The sequence below is a fragment of the Mycobacterium sp. NGS40 genome (genome assembly GCF_059812735.1).
The window spans coordinates 1-18,185 of record NZ_JCALDG010000044.1 but is presented as its reverse complement, the minus strand read 5'-3'; the positions used below and the strand labels follow the sequence as shown (position 1 = coordinate 18,185).

General features: G+C 62.4%; 17 protein-coding genes. 16 read left to right on the top strand and 1 reads right to left on the bottom strand.

Annotation, left to right across the window (positions count from 1 at the left end; genetic code table 11):
• A partial coding sequence (locus tag AC5Y5O_RS30630; protein ID WP_500028659.1) for a VOC family protein occupies positions 1 to 828 on the bottom strand: 828 nt, incomplete at its 3' end.
• Positions 829 to 1,145: 317 nt separating this feature from the next.
• Between AC5Y5O_RS30630 and AC5Y5O_RS30625 the strand changes: the two genes are divergently transcribed.
• The 16 genes from AC5Y5O_RS30625 (at position 1,146) to mhpA (ending at position 18,181) form a co-directional block, all read left to right on the top strand.
• Positions 1,146 to 1,472, top strand: coding sequence for a hypothetical protein (locus tag AC5Y5O_RS30625; protein WP_165796523.1), 327 nt, complete (start codon positions 1,146 to 1,148; stop codon positions 1,470 to 1,472).
• Positions 1,469 to 3,121, top strand: coding sequence for a bifunctional 3-(3-hydroxy-phenyl)propionate/3-hydroxycinnamic acid hydroxylase (locus AC5Y5O_RS30620; RefSeq protein ID WP_165796522.1), 1,653 nt, complete (start codon positions 1,469 to 1,471; stop codon positions 3,119 to 3,121). The genes AC5Y5O_RS30625 and AC5Y5O_RS30620 overlap by 4 nt, the downstream gene beginning before the upstream one ends.
• A 125-nt stretch (positions 3,122 to 3,246) precedes the next feature.
• On the top strand, positions 3,247 to 4,218 hold the full coding sequence (locus tag AC5Y5O_RS30615; protein ID WP_084946583.1) for an alpha/beta fold hydrolase: 972 nt from the start codon (positions 3,247 to 3,249) through the stop codon (positions 4,216 to 4,218).
• Positions 4,219 to 4,629: 411 nt separating this feature from the next.
• Positions 4,630 to 4,806 carry a hypothetical protein gene (locus AC5Y5O_RS30610; RefSeq protein ID WP_156959199.1) on the top strand — a complete coding sequence of 59 codons (177 nt, stop codon included), beginning with the start codon at positions 4,630 to 4,632 and terminating at the stop codon, positions 4,804 to 4,806.
• Positions 4,803 to 5,570: an MlaE family ABC transporter permease gene (locus tag AC5Y5O_RS30605; protein WP_036473925.1), complete on the top strand. Its 768-nt coding sequence runs from the start codon at positions 4,803 to 4,805 to the stop codon at positions 5,568 to 5,570. Before AC5Y5O_RS30610 ends, AC5Y5O_RS30605 begins: the two co-directional genes overlap by 4 nt.
• Entirely contained in the window at positions 5,567 to 6,418 is an 852-nt protein-coding gene (locus tag AC5Y5O_RS30600) for an ABC transporter permease (RefSeq protein WP_051641712.1), read from the top strand. Before AC5Y5O_RS30605 ends, AC5Y5O_RS30600 begins: the two co-directional genes overlap by 4 nt.
• 5 nt (positions 6,419 to 6,423) lie before the next feature.
• Complete coding sequence (locus AC5Y5O_RS30595; protein WP_051641736.1) at positions 6,424 to 7,782, top strand: MCE family protein; 1,359 nt, start codon at positions 6,424 to 6,426, stop codon at positions 7,780 to 7,782.
• A gap of 40 nt (positions 7,783 to 7,822) precedes the next feature.
• The gene (locus tag AC5Y5O_RS30590) at positions 7,823 to 8,851 is read left to right on the top strand and encodes an MCE family protein (protein WP_036473923.1); all 1,029 of its coding nucleotides are present in this window, start codon (positions 7,823 to 7,825) and stop codon (positions 8,849 to 8,851) included.
• Positions 8,848 to 10,209 (top strand): MCE family protein, encoded by a 1,362-nt coding sequence (locus tag AC5Y5O_RS30585; RefSeq protein WP_036473922.1) that lies wholly within the window; start codon positions 8,848 to 8,850, stop codon positions 10,207 to 10,209. Before AC5Y5O_RS30590 ends, AC5Y5O_RS30585 begins: the two co-directional genes overlap by 4 nt.
• A complete protein-coding gene (locus AC5Y5O_RS30580; RefSeq protein ID WP_084163681.1) occupies positions 10,206 to 11,534 on the top strand; it encodes an MCE family protein in 1,329 nt (442 codons plus the stop codon). The genes AC5Y5O_RS30585 and AC5Y5O_RS30580 overlap by 4 nt, the downstream gene beginning before the upstream one ends.
• A complete protein-coding gene (locus AC5Y5O_RS30575; protein ID WP_036473921.1) occupies positions 11,531 to 12,670 on the top strand; it encodes a virulence factor Mce family protein in 1,140 nt (379 codons plus the stop codon). The genes AC5Y5O_RS30580 and AC5Y5O_RS30575 overlap by 4 nt, the downstream gene beginning before the upstream one ends.
• A 3-nt stretch (positions 12,671 to 12,673) precedes the next feature.
• Positions 12,674 to 14,143 carry an MCE family protein gene (locus AC5Y5O_RS30570; RefSeq protein WP_036473920.1) on the top strand — a complete coding sequence of 490 codons (1,470 nt, stop codon included), beginning with the start codon at positions 12,674 to 12,676 and terminating at the stop codon, positions 14,141 to 14,143.
• On the top strand, positions 14,110 to 14,811 hold the full coding sequence (locus tag AC5Y5O_RS30565; RefSeq protein ID WP_036473919.1) for an Rv1363c family protein: 702 nt from the start codon (positions 14,110 to 14,112) through the stop codon (positions 14,809 to 14,811). Before AC5Y5O_RS30570 ends, AC5Y5O_RS30565 begins: the two co-directional genes overlap by 34 nt.
• Before the next feature lie 62 nt (positions 14,812 to 14,873).
• Positions 14,874 to 15,518 (top strand): Rv1363c family protein, encoded by a 645-nt coding sequence (locus tag AC5Y5O_RS30560; protein WP_036473917.1) that lies wholly within the window; start codon positions 14,874 to 14,876, stop codon positions 15,516 to 15,518.
• Positions 15,519 to 15,856: 338 nt separating this feature from the next.
• Positions 15,857 to 16,549: a CAP domain-containing protein gene (locus AC5Y5O_RS30555; protein ID WP_036473911.1), complete on the top strand. Its 693-nt coding sequence runs from the start codon at positions 15,857 to 15,859 to the stop codon at positions 16,547 to 16,549.
• Between the two features lie 54 nt (positions 16,550 to 16,603).
• Positions 16,604 to 18,181, top strand: coding sequence for a bifunctional 3-(3-hydroxy-phenyl)propionate/3-hydroxycinnamic acid hydroxylase MhpA (mhpA, locus tag AC5Y5O_RS30550; RefSeq protein ID WP_051641711.1), 1,578 nt, complete (start codon positions 16,604 to 16,606; stop codon positions 18,179 to 18,181).
• Positions 18,182 to 18,185 lie beyond the last annotated feature (4 nt).

Genomic DNA, 18,185 nt, shown 5'->3' with positions numbered 1-18,185 from the left:
GTATTTGACGACCTCCCAGTCGTCGGTAACGGTCACCGCGCCCGCGCCCAACTCAAACTGCACGCCGCCTGGGCCAGCACTATAAAAGCTGAACATCCGGTCGTTGGGATGTTTGCCGAGGTCGCGCGCGATGGGGCAACGGGCCTCCAGCGCGCGGTCATAGGCGCTGCCGACGTTGTCCATTGAAACGGTCTCGATCATGATGTGATCAAGCTTCTTGGGCAATTCCGGCACCGGCACGAACACGAACGCCAGCGAATGGTGCCTGCCGTTGCAATGGTAGAAGTTCGCGGTAACCGCCAAACCGCCCATCTCGATCTCCAGCCAATCCGACAGCTTCAGACCCAGCGCCTTGACCGCGAACGCGTCGGCAGCATCGAACTCAGCGCGCCCACCGGAGACCCAGAAAACTGCGTGACCCATACCGAGGTCGCCGGTGAGGAAACCGCCGGGCTGCAGCGGCGAGTCAAAGGGCTCATCGGCGTCCTGCAGGCCCCGCGCGATCTCAACGCGCACACCCCACGGCGCGGTTACGTAGACCATCTCCTCAACACCGCGTGCGGCTATCTCCTCGCCCGCACCAGAGATTGGGTCGAAACCGGCATCGCGCAGGCTGGCGACGGTCGCGTCGAACTCTGCGCGGTCGGCCACCAAGAACCCCGCATAACTCACATCATCGGCCGCGCCCGGCGCAACCAAGAGCCGATGGACCTTGCCATCCATTCGCCAGGTGGATGCCCGCGTGCCGGCGGGACGACCCGGTATCAAGCCGAGCACACCCGAGAGGTAGTCACCAAACGCGGTCGGGTCGGACACCTCGAGTCCCATATATCCCAGTTCCATGGATTTCCTGCTCCTCTACCTCACAACGAATCTCAGACCGACTTGGCTCGAACACAGGCGACCCGCAAACCCAAACTGCGTACAGAAGCGCACAGTATCACCGTCATCCGGACACGCTTTTCTGGATAGTCATGCAGCTCACTAGCGCGGTTGCTCTCCATTCCCTAGTTTTCTGTATCCAGCTACGGGTGGCGGGGGTGTTGAGAGGTGGCGTGCATGTCGACCACTACCCCGCCGGTCGGCGGTCGTCTGGATCCAATCCCCTTCCAAACCTGTATACAGGTTGGTCTATAGTCGGGTGCGTGTCAAACGTCACGCCCCTGCCCGTCGCCGAGTTGCGTCACACTGCGTGTTGGACGCTCGGGCTCACCGCACGACGTGCGGTGCTGCGGGGCACCGGCGTTTCTGCGCACAACGATTCGGCAGGGCTGACCAGCCAGCGAGCACAATGCGGCCGCCGGTCGGCGCGCACACCGCTGTGCGCCGATATCGACGCCAGTCCAGCTAACTCCGGTCAAGAAGGGGGCTCGATGATGAGTCTGTTGTGTGCACCGCTTCTGGCGGCGCTGCTGCGATTGCGGCCGACAGCGACCATGAGCGCAGTCGCAGGGAATGGTTTGGTGCTGTGACGGTGCTTGACGGATCGCAGTCGGATTCATCAGAGACGAGCGTGACAGGGTCCGACGCCGACGAGCAGGTGTATGACGTCGCGATTGTCGGATACGGCCCGGCCGGAGTGACCGCCGCCAATCTTGCCGGCCAACTCGGATTGCGCACCGTGGTTGTGGAACGCGATGCCGATGTCTTCCCACGTCAGCGTGCCATCTCGATCGACGCCGAGTCCTTGCGCATCATTCGTAACCTCGGCCTCTACGAGGCGGCGACGGCCACCATGCACTGTGGCACAACGATTCAATTCACCGGCCTCGATGGGAACCCGTTTCTGTCTGTACTTCCCATCCCCACGGAGCATTGCGCTGAGACGCAAGCCAATTTCTTTCACCAGCCCTGGCTGGAGGCGGTGCTGCGCGAGGGTGTGCAGCGCTGGCCCAGCGTCACCGTCAAGTGCGGCTGGGAGTACCAGGACATGGTCCAATCCGACGATATGGTCAGCCTCCGCGTGGCCAATGTCGGCACCGATGAGCACACGACGCTGCACGCTCGCTACCTGCTTGCGTGCGACGGGGGCAGCAGCGTGGTGCGCAAAGAACTCGGCGTCACCTTTGCCGGCGACTCGTATTCAGAGCAATGGATGGATGTGCAGGCCAAGGTGAAACGGCCGCTCAACCGATCACCACACTTCCAGTTCGTCTGTTTGCCTGAGCGTCCCGGCGTCAGATGCCCATGTCCCGGCGGCTACTACCGCTGGGAATGGCGTATCAACAAAGACGAAGACGCCGAGCAGCTACTCACATCCGAACGCGTCTGGCAGATTCTTGCTCAAGACGGCATCACGCCCGATGACGTGGAAATCGCCCGAATGTGGAACTACACCTTCCACGTGCGCAAGTGCCAGCAGTGGCGCGTGGGTCGGGTCATGATGGTCGGCGACGCCGCCCATGTCATGCCACCGTTCGCCGGGCAAGGATGTTCGGGAGCGTTCCGCGATGCGGCCAATCTGATGTGGAAGATCGAGGCTGTCCTGCGAGGGCGCGCCGACGCCACGCTACTCGATACATATCAGGCCGAACGAGAGCCACACCATGACGCGATGTCGGCCTCGGCGGTACGGATTGGCCGAATCGTCATGCCGCCCAATCGCATTGCTGCCCGTATGCGTGACGGCGTGCTGCGGCTGGTGCAACGACTCCCGGGCGTGGAGAAAGCGCTCAGCGTTGCCATCTTGCGCCCGGCTCCCCTCACGCAAGGATTTCTCGCACTACCCGCCAAACGGAAGAAGACCAACACGGTCGGTCATCTGATCAAAGCGGTCACTGTCGCCGAGCCTGAAGTCCATCTGGTGCCGATCGATGAAGCGCTTGGAATAGGTTGGGCCATCTTGGGTCTCAACGCCACCGCCGATGAGCTTCCCCAAGGCTTCGTTAAGGCGTGGCAACGGTTCGAGCCCCGATATCTGACTGTGCGTCCAGGGACATCGGTCGTCACCGACGGCGAGATCGGTGATCCTTCAGGTCAGTTGTGGCAATGGATGACGCGCAGTAATGCGCGGTTCGTCATCGTGCGACCCGACCGTTACGTGTACGCCACCGCCGCCACCGCACTCGATCTGCCAAGCCCCGCGCTGGAACCGGCACTGAGAGCCCCGCGGCGTCGGTAGCTGGTCGACTGCCCTACGGCGGGCCCAGCCGGCGACTCGCTTGGATGCACGCCAGCAACACTCACCCCATCGACCGGTCATCGTCTATCACGGCCCCACCCGATCCGATACGAGGCACCGAACACATGGCGACACCCCCCAACAACGCAGACGCCAACGCGCTCGCCCAAGTCCGGCATCGCAGCATGCGCTTGAGTGAAATATCAATGCACATCGCCGAAATGGGCGAAGGACCGACCGTAATTTTTCTGCACGGTTTCCCCGAGCTGTGGTACTCCTGGCGTCATCAACTAGTCGCCCTGGCCGCTGCTGGCTATCGTGCGGTGGCGCCAGATCAGCGCGGCTACGGCGGCTCGTCGGTGCCGACCGAGGTCGCCGACTACGACATCACCCACCTGACCCGCGATATCATCGATCTCATCGACAGTCTTGGCGCCAGTCGCGTCACCCTCGTCGGTCACGATTTCGGCGCACTGGTCGGCTGGGCCATCGCATTGCGACATCCCGACCGCATCGATGGCGTCGCCGCACTATCGGTGCCCTACGTGCCCCGTACACCAGTGCGGCCCACCGAATTCTTCCGACAACTGATGGGCGACGACTTCTACATGCTGTGGCTTCAACAACCCGGCGCCGCCGACTCGGCGTTCGCCGCCGACATTGAACGCGCCATCGCGGGCCGATGGGTGACCGACCGCCACGGCTGGCAGTCCGTAGCACCTCCGCCGCGTTTTCCTTGGCGCAGCGCAGAAGACCAACACGTCTACATCGACGCCTTACAGCGCAACGGCTTCACCGGGCCGCTCAACTGGTACCGGAACTTCGACCGTAACTGGGAAATACTCGCGCCATATGACGGCGCCACCATCGACTGCCCCGCGATATTCGTTGCGGGCGGCGACGATCCCGTGCTCAGATTCATGCCGCCCTCGGTGATGGACGGATACGTCACAGACTTGCAGGTTTCGGCAATTCTGCCCGGATTCAACCACTGGATCCAAGAAGAAGCACCCTCCGTGGTGAACCGTTACCTGCTCGACTTCCTGCAACGCATCCATACAGACGACACCACCACTGGCGGTAAAACACCGATCTGAGACCACGATCGAGTGCACCCACAGCTCGCGACAAACCTGTGCCGCGGACCGTCGTCGGCCATCAGCGTCATCGAATCTGGGGTTCAGCCGGGATTGCTCGATCATCCGGTGGGTCCGACTGGCCGACTGCACCGCGGCGCGGCGCGCCCTGGAGCTGGGCGGCGGCATCACGACCCAGTACACCCCGGTTCATCGCACCAGCTCACGCACCAACCTGTATGTACTCTCACAAGCGAAGCCACCGGGCACACCCCCAAGAAACTACCCGTTTACGGCATCCCTGCATGTCACAGTCGTGCGCAAAACGTACCGGCCTAAAACCTGTACACAGAATTGCCCACTGCCCTAGACTCAGCCAATCTGTTCAATAAACCGCACCGACGCCAGAGGACCGCGTTGAACGACCCGACAATGCAAGAACACACCGCCGTGTTCGCCGGGCGACGAAGCAACCCCGCCATCGCGCAGGGATCCCGACGCGCAGGATCGCGCGACGACGTCAACGCGCTCACACACAGCGCCGGAATTGTCGACCTGGTGTCACACGGCGCATCGGTGCAGCACTCGATCGCGGGCGCGCCCAAATGACGGTGGCCAGCATAGTCACCAAACCCATGCGCGCCGTGGGTGATTTCTTCATCATGGCGCTGTCCACGCTGTGGCTAGTACCGCGCCGACCTTTTGCGCGGCGGGAACTGCTGCTGCAGTCGTGGTTTGTTGCGCGTGTGTCGATCCTTCCGACGCTGCTGCTGTCGATTCCGTTCACGGTGTTGTCGGTCTTCACCCTCAATGTGTTGCTCATCGAGTTCGGAGCCGCCGACTTTTCCGGGTCGGGTACCGCGTTAGGCGCGGTCACCCAAATCGGGCCGATTGTCACGGTGCTCGTGGTCGCGGGTGCGGGGGCCACCGCGATGTGTGCGGACCTGGGTGCCCGTACGATCCGCGAGGAGCTCGACGCGATGCGGGTACTGGGCATCAACCCGCTACAACGGCTGGTGGTCCCGCGAGTGCTGGCCGCCACCGTGGTGTCGATGATGTTGTCCGGTGTCGTCATCCTGACCGGAATCGTCGGCGGGTTCATCTTTTCGGTGTTCATCCAACACGTCACTCCGGGTGCGTTCGTCGCGGGCATGACGGTGCTGACCGGGTTGCCCGAGTTGTTCATCGCACTCATCAAGGCCGGATTATTCGGTCTGGCTGCCAGCATGATCGCCTGCTACAAAGGGATCTCGGTGGGCGGGGGCCCGGCCGGAGTGGGCAACGCGGTGAACGAGACGGTTGTCTACGCGTTCATGTCACTGTTCGTGATCAACTTGGTCACCACCGCCGTCGGCGTTAAGGCGACGCGATGAGTGTTGTTGCGCGGCAACAGATTCCGCGAACCCAACATTTTATCCGGCGGGCGCTGGGGCGCTTCGACCAATTCGCCTACCAGATTGTATTTTACCTACGCACCCTGAGTTACAGCGCCTTCGCACTGCGCGAGTACCGAATTGAGACGCTGCGTCAAGTCGCCCAAATGGGTTTGGGCACAGGCGCTTTGGCGGTCATCGGCGGCACCGTGGGCATCGTCGGGTTTCTCACCCTGTCGGCGGGCTCAATCATCACGGTGCAAGGCTACAACGCCTTGGCCGGCGTCGGGGTGGAAGCGCTCACCGGGTTCTTAGCGGCCTTCTTCAACAGCCGCGTCGTCATCCCCCTCACTTCTGTCATCGGCCTGGCGGCCACCATCGGCGCCGGAGCAACCGCCCAACTCGGCGCCATGCGCATCAACGAGGAGATCGATGCGATGGAAGTCATGGGTATCCGCGCGGTGGCCTACCTGGCTTCGACTCGCGTGGTCGCCGGCGTCGTCGTCGTCCTCCCGCTGTATTGCATCGCCTTGTTCGCCGCATTCGTCTCCGCGCGCACGTCGACCGCCCTGTTGTTCGGCCAGTCGACCGGCGTCTACGACCACTACTTTCGTACCTTTCTGAATCCGACCGATCTGCTGTGGTCGCTGCTGCAGGCCGCCGTGATGGCGGTAGTCGTCATGCTCGTGCACACTTACTACGGCTTCAACGCCACCGGCGGCCCGGCCGGAGTCGGCGAGGCCGTCGGACGTGCCGTGCGTACATCATTAGTCGTCGCGGTGCTCGTGTTGCTGATGATCTCGCTGGCCGTCTATGGCCGCACCGGAAACTTCACTCTGGCGGGGTGAGCTCGGTGCAGCATTCTGAGCGGTTCCTCAAACTGCACCCGCGGGTGTGGGTGCTGATCTTCGTGGCGGTACTCGTGCTGTTCGTCGTGCTGACCACCGCATTGTTCAATAAGAGCTTCCGCTCCACGATTCCGGTGACGCTGACCTCGGCGCGCTCGGGGCTCGTCATGGAAACCGGCGCCAAAGTCAAACTCCGCGGCGTCCAGGTCGGTGAGGTTACCTCCGTCGTCGGCGGCAACGAGCCGGTCGCACTGAAATTGGCCATCGACAGCGGTCAGCTGCGCTACATCCCCGCCAACATTGGTGCCCGAATCCGCGTCACCAGCGCCTTCGGCGCCAAATTCGTTGACCTGGTCTACCCCGAACACCCCGAGGCACGTCGATTGGCCGCCGGCGCAGTGTTGACATCGCAGAATGTGACCACCGAGGTCAACACTGTTTTCGACAACCTCACCAACCTCCTACACACCATCGACCCCGCCAAACTGAACGCCGTCCTAGGCGCGCTGTCCGAAGCGTTTCGCGGCCAGGGCCACACCATCGGCCAGGCCATCACCGACACCGATGCGGTGCTCGCAGAGCTCAACCCGCGCTACGAAACGTTCAGGCGGGACTGGCAATCCCTGAAAGGGTTCAGCGATGCCTATGGCCGTGCCGCCCCCCGCCTCATCACCACCCTTGATGCCGCCGCGACCACCAGTGCCACCGTGACCACTCAAGCCGACGCACTGGATGCGTTGCTGCTCAACACCATCGGATTCTCGCAGGCGGGCACCACGCTGCTGGCTCCCAACCTCACGCACCTGACCAACACAGTCAATATGCTGGCGCCCACCACCGAGCTGCTCAACAAATACCAGCCGACCTACACCTGCCTGCTGGTGGGCGCGAAGTTCTTCCTCGACAACGGCGGTTATGGGGCTGCCGGCGGCGACGACGGCAGGTCCCTGCTGATGGACAGCGCCCTGCTGTTTGGTCAAGATCCCTACCGTTACCCCGACAACCTTCCTATCGTCAACGCCAAAGGCGGCCCAGGCGGTAAACCCAGTTGCGGCTCGCTACCCAACGTCGACAAAGATTTCCCGGTCCGACAGCTGATCACGGATACCGGATGGGGCACCGGGATGGATATCCGGCCCAATCCCGGTATCGGGTTTCCCGGCTGGGCCAACTACCTGCCCGTCACCCGGGGGACTCCCGAACCGCCCAGCATCCGTTACTTCGGCGGCCCGGCGCCCGGGCCTATGCCCTACCCCGGCGCACCCCCCTACGGTGCGCCGCTCTACGGGCCCGACGGCACGCCGCTGTACCCCGGTGTGCCCGCACCGCCAGCCCCATCCCCACCGGCGGCACCGGGGCCATGAGACGACAAGCACACCTTCCTGCGCAGCGAAAGGTAATGCGGTGAAAGAAAATCTGGGGGGCGCCGCCTGGCGTCTGGTGATCTTCAGTGCACTGTGCCTGTTGGGCATCGTGGCGCTCGTCGTCGTGTTCGGTCAACTTCGATTCAACTCCAACGCCAGCTACGACGCCGAGTTCAGCAACGTCTCGGGGCTCGAACAAGGGAACTTTGTGCGCATCGCCGGCGTCGAAGTCGGCAAAGTCGGCCACATCAAAATCAACCCCGATGCCACCGTGCGTGTGACATTCAGTCTCGACAACAGCGTCATCCTCACCGCCGGAACCCAAGCCGTGATCCGCTACGACGATCTGATCGGCGGGCGCTACGTAGCATTGCTGGAAGGCAAATCTGACACCCACCGGCTGCGACCCGGCCAGACGATCCCGCTGTCGCGCACCGCGCCCGCACTCGACCTCGATGCGCTGATCGGCGGCTTTCGTCCCCTGTTCCGCGCTATCAACCCCGATCAGCTCAACACGCTGTCCGGCCAGCTCATCTCCGCATTCCAAGGGGAAGGCAGCGCAATCAGCTCGTTTTTCGCCCAAACGGGCGCGCTGACAACCACTTTCGCTGATCGTGACCGCCTGATCGGCCAAGTCATCACCAACCTCAACGTTGTCCTGGGATCCCTGTCGGGCCAGGCTGCCCAATTCGACAAGGCTGTCGACGCAACAGCGCAGATCGTGTCCACCCTTGCGGCCCGCAAGACCGACATCTCCAATGCCATCGCCTACGGCGACGCCGCCGCAGCACAAGTCGCCGACATGCTCGGCCAGGCGCGCGTCCCTTTTACGCAGGTCATAACCCAGACCGACCGGGTCGCCTCACTGGTCAATGGCGACCGCGCCTACTTCGACGATCTACTCAACACGTTGCCCGACACCTATAAAGCGTTGGGCCGCCAAGGACTCTATGGTGACTTCTTCAGTTTCTACCTGTGCGACCTCGTACTCAAACTCAACGGTAAAGGCGGCCAACCGGTCTATGTCAAGGTAGCCAGCCAGGCCACAGGACGGTGTACCCCCCAGTGAAACCACTCGACCAGCGCAATCCCCTCGCCGTGGGCGCTCTTGGTCTAGCGCTGACGGCAGCGATCGTCGGGACCGCCCTCGAGTACGACAAACTGCCGTTCTTCACCACCGGAACCACCTACCAGGCCTACTTCGCCGACGCCGGCGGGTTGACACCGTATGCCGCGGTGCAAGTCTCAGGGTTTCGTGCCGGGCAGGTCTCCGACATCGCGCTCGACGGCGAACGGGTCTTGGTCACTTTCCACATCAACGATGACGTACATCTCGGCGACGACAGCGAAGCGGCGATCAAAACCAAAAGTCTTCTGGGAACCAAGATCCTGGAAGTCACGCCCCGCGGGACCGGTGAACAACACGGTCCAATTCCGCTAGACCGCACCTCGTCGCCCTACCAGCTGCCCGATGCGCTCGGCGATCTGACCGCCACCATCAGCGGCCTTAACACCGACCAGATCTCCCAATCGCTGGCCACCCTCGCCGACACCTTCCGCAACACCCCCAACGACTTGGCCGGCGCCGTGCAAGGAGTCGCACGATTCTCCCAGTCCCTCAACACACGGGACCAGCAGCTACGTCAACTGCTGGCCGACGCGCATAAGGCAACCGCAGTGCTGGCCAAACGCAGTGACCAAGTTGTGGCGCTGATCGCCGACGCGAATGCCCTGTTCGTTCAGCTGCAAAGCCAAAGCGCTGCACTGGATCACCTCGCCGGTGATATCTCCGCGGTATCCCGCCAGCTTTCGGGCTTCATCGCCGACAACCGCTCCCAGCTCAAACCCGCCCTCGACAAGCTCAACGATGTACTTGCCATCGTCGACAACCGCAAACAGCAAGTCACGCAGTCACTCAAACTGCTCGGTGACTACGCGATGTCCTTCGGTGAAGCCCTGTCCTCGGGACCGTTTTTCAAGGCCTACGTCTCCAATCTGTTACCTGGCCAGTTCCTTCAGCCCTTCATCTCGGCGGCGTTCTCCGACCTCGGCCTCGACCCCCACGTCTTACTGCCCTCCCAGCGCACCGATCCCCAGACGGGCCAACCCGGCACACCCCCACTGCCTGTCCCCTACCCCAGAACAGGACAAGGCGGCGAGCCCAATCGGACCCTGCCCGATGCGATCACCGGAAACCCCGGCGATCATCCGTGCCCGCTGCCGGGGCCGGGTTGCTACCCCTACCGCGAGCCCGAACCCGCACCCCCACCCGGCGGGCCGCCGCCAGGGCCTCCCGCACCTGAACCGCCCGGCCATCAGTCGATCCCCGAGCCGACACCCCGGCCGGTCTATGTGCCCGCACCCAGCGAGGTCCCGCAACCCAGTGCTCCGACGCCGAATCCGCCACCGGGAGAGACCCATCCATGACAACGACCACGACCCGCCGCACCTGGCTGCCGACTCGGCGGCGCGTCCTCGCTACGGTACTCGCGCTCACCTTGATTGGCGGAGTCCTGACCATCGTCATCCGTCCCGCCACGAACCCCCGAACTCACCTCACCGCATACTTCGACAACAGCAACGGCGTCTTCGCCAACGACGATGTACGCATTCTCGGGGTCACCGTCGGCAAGATCGAGCGTATCGACCCTCAACCCCAGCAGGTGAAGATCTCATTTTGGGTCGATGCGAAATACCGCGTCCCCGCCGACGCCAAGGCTGTCATTTTGTCCCCGTCGCTGGTTACCGCCCGCGCGATCCAACTCACCCCCGCCTACCACGCCGGGCCGTTATTGGGCGACCACGCGGTCATCCCGCGAGACCGCACGGCCGTCCCCGTCGAATACGACGACTTTCGTCAGCAACTGAAAAAGCTGACCGACACCCTGCAGCCGACACAACCCGGCGGCGTGAGCACGCTGGGCTCGTTGATCAACACCGCCGCCGACAACCTGCGCGGACAAGGCGCCCACATGCGCGACACCGTCATCCAACTGTCCCAAACACTGTCCGCGCTGGGCGACCACCGCGCAGACATCTTCGGCACCGTGAAGAACCTCGCGATGCTGGCCAGCGCCTTGCAAGACAGCACTGAACAGATGATGCAACTGAACAAGAATCTGGCTCAGGTCAGCGGCCTGATCGCCAATGACCCCAACGAAATCGGCCAAGCCCTCGATGATTTCAGTGCCGCGGTCGGTGATGTGAAGACCTTCCTCGCCGAACACCGCGACGCGTTGGGCACCACCACGGATCGGCTCGCCTCGATCACGACTGAACTCACCAACCATCTCGATGACCTCAAACAAGTCCTGCACGTCACGCCTACCACGCTGTCGAACTTCGTCAACATTTACCACCCAGCACAAGCGGCCCTAGCCGGCGCCTTGGCGATCAACCAATTCGCCAACCCCATCACCTTCGTGTGCGGCGCGATCCAGGCTGCATCGCGCCTGGGTGCCGAACAAGCAGCCAAACTCTGCGTGCAATATCTGGCACCAATTATCAAAAACCGGCAATACAACTTCCCCCCCATCGGACTCAATCCCTTTGTGGGGCCCATCGCACGACCCAACGAAGTCACCTACAGCCAAGACTCGCTGCGCCCTGACTACATCCCACCCCAGCCCGCACCCAACCCGCCCGCACCGCAAGCGCCACCACCAGCGCAGGCGCTGCCCGCCGAAGCCCAACCGACGAATCCCGCCGACGGGCTGCGGGGCCTGATGATGCCACCCGAAGGAGGCTCATGACCACCCAGACCGGCCGCGCGGCATTCTTCGCGGTGCTGACTGTGGCGCTTGGTGCAGCGCTTACCGGCTGCGGCTGGCATGGATTGAATTCCCTGCCGCTACCTGGCACCCAAGGCCACGGGCCCGGCGCCTTCACCATCCAAGCCCAACTGCCCGACGTCAACAACATCCAACAGAACTCCCGCGTGCGCGTCGGCGACGTCACCGTGGGCGCTGTCTCCAAAATTGAACGCCAGGGCTGGCACGCCCTGGTAACCATGCGACTCAACGGCGACGTCGACCTGCCCGCCAACGCGGTGGCCACCGTCGGGCAGACCAGCCTGCTCGGTTCCCTACACATCGAACTGGCAGCCCCCAAAGGTGTGGCGCCGCAAGGCAAACTGCGCGACGGAGCGCTGATCCCGCTCGCTTCGGCTGGCGCCTACCCCTCCACCGAACAAACCCTGGCAGCGGTATCGCTGCTACTCAATGGCGGTGGCATCGGCCAACTGCAAGACATCACCGCAGCGTTTAGTACCGCGCTGGCCGGCCGCGAAAACGACCTGCGCGACCTCATTGCCCAGATCGACACCTACACCAACAGACTCAACGATCAAACCGGCGACATCATCGCGGCCACCGACAGCCTCAACAAGCTCGTCGGCCAGTTTGCCGACGATAAACCCGTACTGGACAACGCACTGCGCACCATCCCCGACGCGCTGGCGGTCCTCAAACAACAACGCCAGACCCTCGCTGAGGCCGCCGACCACTTCAGCAAATTCAGCGCACTTTCTGCTGACGCCGTCCGCCAAACCAAAGACAACTTCGTCAAAGAACTGCGCGACCTTGCCCCAGTCCTTGACTCGCTGGCCAACGCGGGCCCTGCCATGACACGCGCACTGAGCTTCCTCACCGACTTCCCCTGGCCCAAGGAAACCGTCCAGAAATGGTTCCGGGGTGACTTCGCCAACGTCACCCTCATCGTCGATCTGACCCTGAGCCGACTCGACTCGTCCTTTTTCACCGCCACCCGATTCGAAGGCAATCTCACCGAACTGGAACTGCAGTGGGGACGCACCATCGGCCAACTGCCCAGCCCCTATACCGCGGGCAACCCACTGATCGCCCCTTATCGCTCCGATCAAGGCCGCTGACTGATGCGACTAACGCTACGGATCAAGATCCAACTGATCATCTTTACCGTCGTCGCCCTCACCGGCGCCGCCGTCACCACCGTGCAGTACATCGGCCTGCCCGCGATGCTGTTCGGCATCGGACGCTATGACGTCACACTGCAACTGCCCGAAGCCGCAGGACTCTACCCGCGCGCTAACGTCACCTACCGCGGCACCGAAGTAGGCCGGGTCGAAACCGTCGAACTCAGCGACCGCGGGGTCCAAGCGCACCTGTCCTTGGACTCCGGGGTGCACATTCCCTCCAACCTCAGAGCCGAAGTGCACAGCCAAACGGCCGTGGGAGAAAATTTCGTCGCTCTGCTGCCACGAGACGCCACCTCGGCACCCCTGCACGACGGCTCGGTGATCTCCGCGAGCAACGTTTCGGTACCCGAAGACATCAACACCTTGCTCGACGCCACCAACCGCGGTCTGCAAGCCATCCCCGGCGACAATGTGCGCACCGTCATCGATGAGTCCTACACCGCGTTTGAAGGACTGGGCCCAGAGCTAGCACGCATCGTCAAAGGCTCCAGCCAGTTGGCAGCAGCCGCCCACAGCGACCTCGCCGACCTGACCACCCTCATCGACCGAACTCCACCGGTCCTCAACAGTCAAGCTGACAGCACCGACTCCATCGCCGCGTGGAGCGCCCACGCAGCCACCATCACCGAGCAACTCCGTCGCCACGACGAATCCCTCAAGCAGATTCTGCGCACCGGTCCCGACACCACCAACGAAGCCCGCCAGCTCTTCGAACGGCTCCAGCCGACCCTGCCGATTCTTTTAGCCAACCTCGTCAGCCTCGACCAGGTAGCCATCACCTTTGCACCCAACATCGAACAACTCCTCGTCCTGCTACCCCAAGGCACCCAAATCATGCAGGCTCTGACCGCGGCCAACCGCAACACCAAACAGGCCTACAAGGGCGCCTACATCAGCTTCAACCTCAACCTCAACCTCCCGCCCGTGTGTAACACCGGATTCCTTCCGCCCCAACAAGTTCGAGTCCAAAGCTACGAAGACTACCCCAACCGCCCAGACGGCGACCTGTACTGCCGAATCCCCCAAGACGCCCCCTTCAATGTGCGCGGTGTCCGCAACACCCCGTGTGAAACCAAACCCGGGAAACGCGCACCCACCGTGCAAATGTGTGAAAGCGAGGAGAACTACGTCCCGCTCAACGACGGCACGAACTGGAAAGGCGACCCCAACGCCACGCTGTCCGGGCAACCCGTTCCCCAACCGCGTATTCCCGCGGCGCCCACCGCGCAATCCAACCCGCCAACACCGCCGGCCAACACACCGCCTCCGCTGGCCGTCGCCGAATACGACCCCGCCACAGGCGAATACATCGGCCCCGACGGAAAGCGCTACCGCCAGGGTGACCTAGCCCATTCGCAAAATCAGGAGAAAACATGGCAGACACTGCTCACGCCGCCCGCCGGGTGACCCGCCAGCTCACCGATACCCCCGCGATCGACACCGCAAGCCCCGATGCCCCAGGGGTCGCTGCAACGACGCAAAGCGACCACCAGGACAGCGAAACCATCGCCGACAACACTGAGAACGATGCAGCCGACACCACCGAAACCAGTACTGCCCAAGAGATTTCGTCGGCGACAATCCGGCAACGCGTTCAACCTTCACGCCGGGCCATCGCAACCGTCGTCGCCGCCACAATTGCCCTAGCCACGCTAGCCGGATGGCTCACCCTGAGCGCCTACCACGCCCACCAAGACCAACGCCAACGCCAACTGTTCCTACAAACCGGTAAACAAGCCGCGCTCAACCTCACCACCATCGACTGGCAACAAGCCGACACTGATGTCCAACGCATCGTGGCCTCAGCAACCGGAACCTTCTACGACGACTTCTCCAAACGTGCACAACCCTTTATCGACGTAGTCAAACAAGCCAAATCCAAGTCTGTCGGCAGCGTTACCGAAGCTGGTATTGAATCCGAAACCCCTGATGACGCACAAGTTCTCGTCGCCGTCAGCGTCAAAACCACCAACTCCGGATCCCCCGACCAATCGTCCCGAGCGTGGCGGATGCGCATTGTAGTGCGAAAAATCGGTAACGACGCCAAGGTCGCCAACGTCGAATTTGTTCCCTAGCAAAGCAGCTCATCCACGACCCAGCTGATCACTCGTATCCGATCTGAAAGACACAGCACGCCATGGCAATCACCCGCAACCACACCGAACCTGCCGACGATATGGCCGACTGTACGGACGAAACAGCCACCGGCCTCGACGACACAACTAACTCCGATGCCACGGGCCCGGATTCGGAAGCAACAACGTTGCCCGACGACGCCTCGCCGGCTTCCGGACAACCGCGTCGTTGGATTCGTATCGCAGTCTTCGCACTACTGCCAGCCATCGCGCTGCTATCGACGTTGACGGCCGCATTCGCGCGGTGGCAGATCTCCTCGGCCCACCAAGCGGATACCGCGGCAATCCAAAGCGTACAGAAAGCCCGCGATGCCACCGCAGCATTGCTGTCGTATCGGCCCGATACCGTTGACAAGCAACTCAATGACGCACGTGATCGCCTCACCGGTCAGTTCCGCGACTCATACACCTCACTCACCCACGACGTGGTCATCCCGGCCGCTCAACAGCGACAGATCACCGCCCAAGCCACTGTCCCGGCGGCCGCATCCGTATCGGCAAGCGCGCAGCATGCCGTTGTCTTGGTATTCGTGAACCAGACCGTCACGGTCGGCAACGGCGCACCCAGCCAAACCGCTTCGGCTGTGCGAGTGAGCCTTGATAACCTCGCCGGAACGTGGCTGATCTCCGGCTTCGACCCGGTCTGATCTCAAATGCGAATTCCAGACGGCACAGCGACACCGCTAACCCCGATGCGGTCGCCGACCTCAGGTCGTCGGAATACTCGTCCGATTTCAACGCTGAGGGCCCCCTCAAGCTTCGGCGCAGCGCCGCGACTTCCGCAACGCCCCAGCCGCCTTGAACCCTGCTGTCACATCCTCGTTCTCAGCAAACCCGCTGTGCCACAACGCGACGCCGGCTCTGCACGCAGCTGGTCTATCCGGTGGCTAACGACCAGCGCCGACCGCAAATCACCTGTCCCAATGTCTTAGCAACGCTGCTCGCCACCCGCCGTCGCTGATGTCCAGCCGAAAGGAACCCAATCATGCGATACCACCTACTGACCCGGGCCAGCCTGAGCGTCTCGGCTGCCGCCGCGATACTGATCGCTCCCGCCGCCCACGCCGACGGCGACAACAATACGCTGATACCCAACAACAAACGCCTCAACGATAGTGTGGTCGCCAACGTCTACACCGTTCAGCATCAGGCTGGCTGCACCAACGACATCAGGATCAACCCGCAACTGCAGCTCGCCGCCCAACGCCACACCCACGACGTTCTGACCAATCGAAACCTCGACGGCGACAATGGTTCTGATGGATCCACGGCACAAGACCGCGCCAACGCCGCCGGTTTTCACGGCAACGTGGCCGAAACGGTGGCGATCAACCCCGCCCTTGCGATCAGCGGAATCGAGTTGATCAATCAGTGGTATCACAACCCTGCCTACTTGGCGATCATGTCAGATTGCAGCCACACACAAATCGGTGTGTGGTCGGAAAACAGCCCCGATCGCACTGTTCTGGTAGCCGTCTACGGCCAACCGAAGGAACCGCCTCACCCCGTCCCCGCCCGACAGCAAACTGGGCCGCAGGCAGCCGTTGTCATTCCTGAAGACGTTCCACTAGATCCCAGCCCCGACTACGACGCCAGCGACGAACTCGAATTCGGCATCAACTGGTTTCCGTGGATCCTGCGCGGGGTGTACCCACCACCCGCGATGCCGCCGCAATAACACAGAGATACTCCGGCCCGCGTTGTACCGACCAACTAGACAGGACCCCATACCATGACAACGATTCGGCCAGCCGACATTGACGTCGATGTCGCTATCGTCGGTTACGGCCCCGTCGGCCAAACCGCCGCAGCCCTACTCGGCCAGTACGGTCACCGCGTCTTGGTCATCGAGCGCCATCTCGAGCCTTACCCGTTGCCCCGAGCGGTCGGATTCGACGGAGAAGTCCGCCGCATCTTTCACCGACTCGGTATGGATGCTGACATCGATAGCGAAACCCTGCCCGTCGATCGATATCTATGGTTCGGCGCGGACGGCGAACCCGCGCTAGAGATCGACTTCACCACACCACACCCCTCGGGATGGGCCGCGGCCTACCTTTTCTACCAACCTACGATCGAGCGGGCACTGGATCTAGCCGTGCGCCGGCACCCGTCTGTCAGAGTCGACCGCGGCTGGCAGGTCCAACGTATCGTGCAATTCGCCGACTCTGTCCAGCTCACTTTATTGCCAACGATCTCAACCGAATCCGGGCCGACCCAGAAATCTCGTACCGTCAACGCACGCTGGGTAATTGGCGCTGACGGTGCTAATTCCGTCGTGCGCTCATCATCGACAATCTCGCTCGACGATTTCGGATTCAGCGAGAACTGGTTAGTTGTCGACATCCGACCCGATGACCCATCCACGTTCAAGTCGCTTCCGCGGCTGGCGCAGATGTGCGACCCCAAACGACCCAGCGCCATGATCGCCAACGGACGCACGCATCGACGGTGGGAGTTCATGCTGCTCGATGGAGAACACGCCGGCGACTTCACCGAGCCACGTGTCTGGCAACTACTCCAATCCTACGCCACGCCCGCTAACGCAACACTGGTCCGCCACGCCGTCTATCAGTTTCGCTCGCTGAGCGCAAATACCCTGCGGGACAACCGCATACTGCTGGCTGGTGACTCAGCGCATCTCATGCCGCCGTTCATGGGCAGAGGGATGTGTTCAGGCATTGCTGATGTCGCCAATCTCGCGTGGAAACTCGACCTGGTGCTGCGGCGCCTCGCCGCACCCGCACTTCTCGATAGCTACACCGTAGAGAGAAAGCCGCTCAATGACGCTGCAATCCAACAATCGTTGCTCATGGGCCAGCACAGCTGCACTCTCGATCCCGCACAGGCAGCCCAGCGTGATGCCGCACTACGAGCTGGTGCAGTTCCACCAACACCATCCCTTCCAGCAATCTCGTACGGAATCCGCAGCAGTTCAACCGAAGACAGCATCGCCGGAATGTACGCGATACAACCTCGCCTGCAAACCCAAGACGGCCCCTGCTTGAGCGACGAGCTCTTCAGCCCGGGTTTTCTCCTCATCACAACCACCAGCGAACCAGCCCCCCGCACCCTCGGCTCGAAACGCACTGAGTTTCTGCAAGCGATCGGCACCCACGTCATCGCTCTAGATCCCGGCCAACCGAGCCATTACCTCGGTGCCGATGTGCGCCTGACAGATTGGCTGTCGCACAATGCAGTTACGGCGCTGCTCATCCGGCCTGACGGGTACACCTATGGCGGCGCCTCCAACTCCCATACACTTCGACAACTTGTCGACCAGCTACAAACACAACTCGCCGCCGCGTAGCGGA

Coding starts and splice junctions, on each gene's coding strand:
- mhpA (WP_051641711.1), top strand. CDS start 16,604: ATGACAACGATTCGGCCAGCCGACATTGACGTCGATGTCGCTATCGTC.
- AC5Y5O_RS30600 (WP_051641712.1), top strand. CDS start 5,567: ATGAGTGTTGTTGCGCGGCAACAGATTCCGCGAACCCAACATTTTATC.
- AC5Y5O_RS30580 (WP_084163681.1), top strand. CDS start 10,206: ATGACAACGACCACGACCCGCCGCACCTGGCTGCCGACTCGGCGGCGC.
- AC5Y5O_RS30605 (WP_036473925.1), top strand. CDS start 4,803: ATGACGGTGGCCAGCATAGTCACCAAACCCATGCGCGCCGTGGGTGAT.
- AC5Y5O_RS30565 (WP_036473919.1), top strand. CDS start 14,110: ATGGCAGACACTGCTCACGCCGCCCGCCGGGTGACCCGCCAGCTCACC.
- AC5Y5O_RS30615 (WP_084946583.1), top strand. CDS start 3,247: ATGGCGACACCCCCCAACAACGCAGACGCCAACGCGCTCGCCCAAGTC.
- AC5Y5O_RS30570 (WP_036473920.1), top strand. CDS start 12,674: ATGCGACTAACGCTACGGATCAAGATCCAACTGATCATCTTTACCGTC.
- AC5Y5O_RS30555 (WP_036473911.1), top strand. CDS start 15,857: ATGCGATACCACCTACTGACCCGGGCCAGCCTGAGCGTCTCGGCTGCC.
- AC5Y5O_RS30575 (WP_036473921.1), top strand. CDS start 11,531: ATGACCACCCAGACCGGCCGCGCGGCATTCTTCGCGGTGCTGACTGTG.
- AC5Y5O_RS30560 (WP_036473917.1), top strand. CDS start 14,874: ATGGCAATCACCCGCAACCACACCGAACCTGCCGACGATATGGCCGAC.
- AC5Y5O_RS30610 (WP_156959199.1), top strand. CDS start 4,630: ATGCAAGAACACACCGCCGTGTTCGCCGGGCGACGAAGCAACCCCGCC.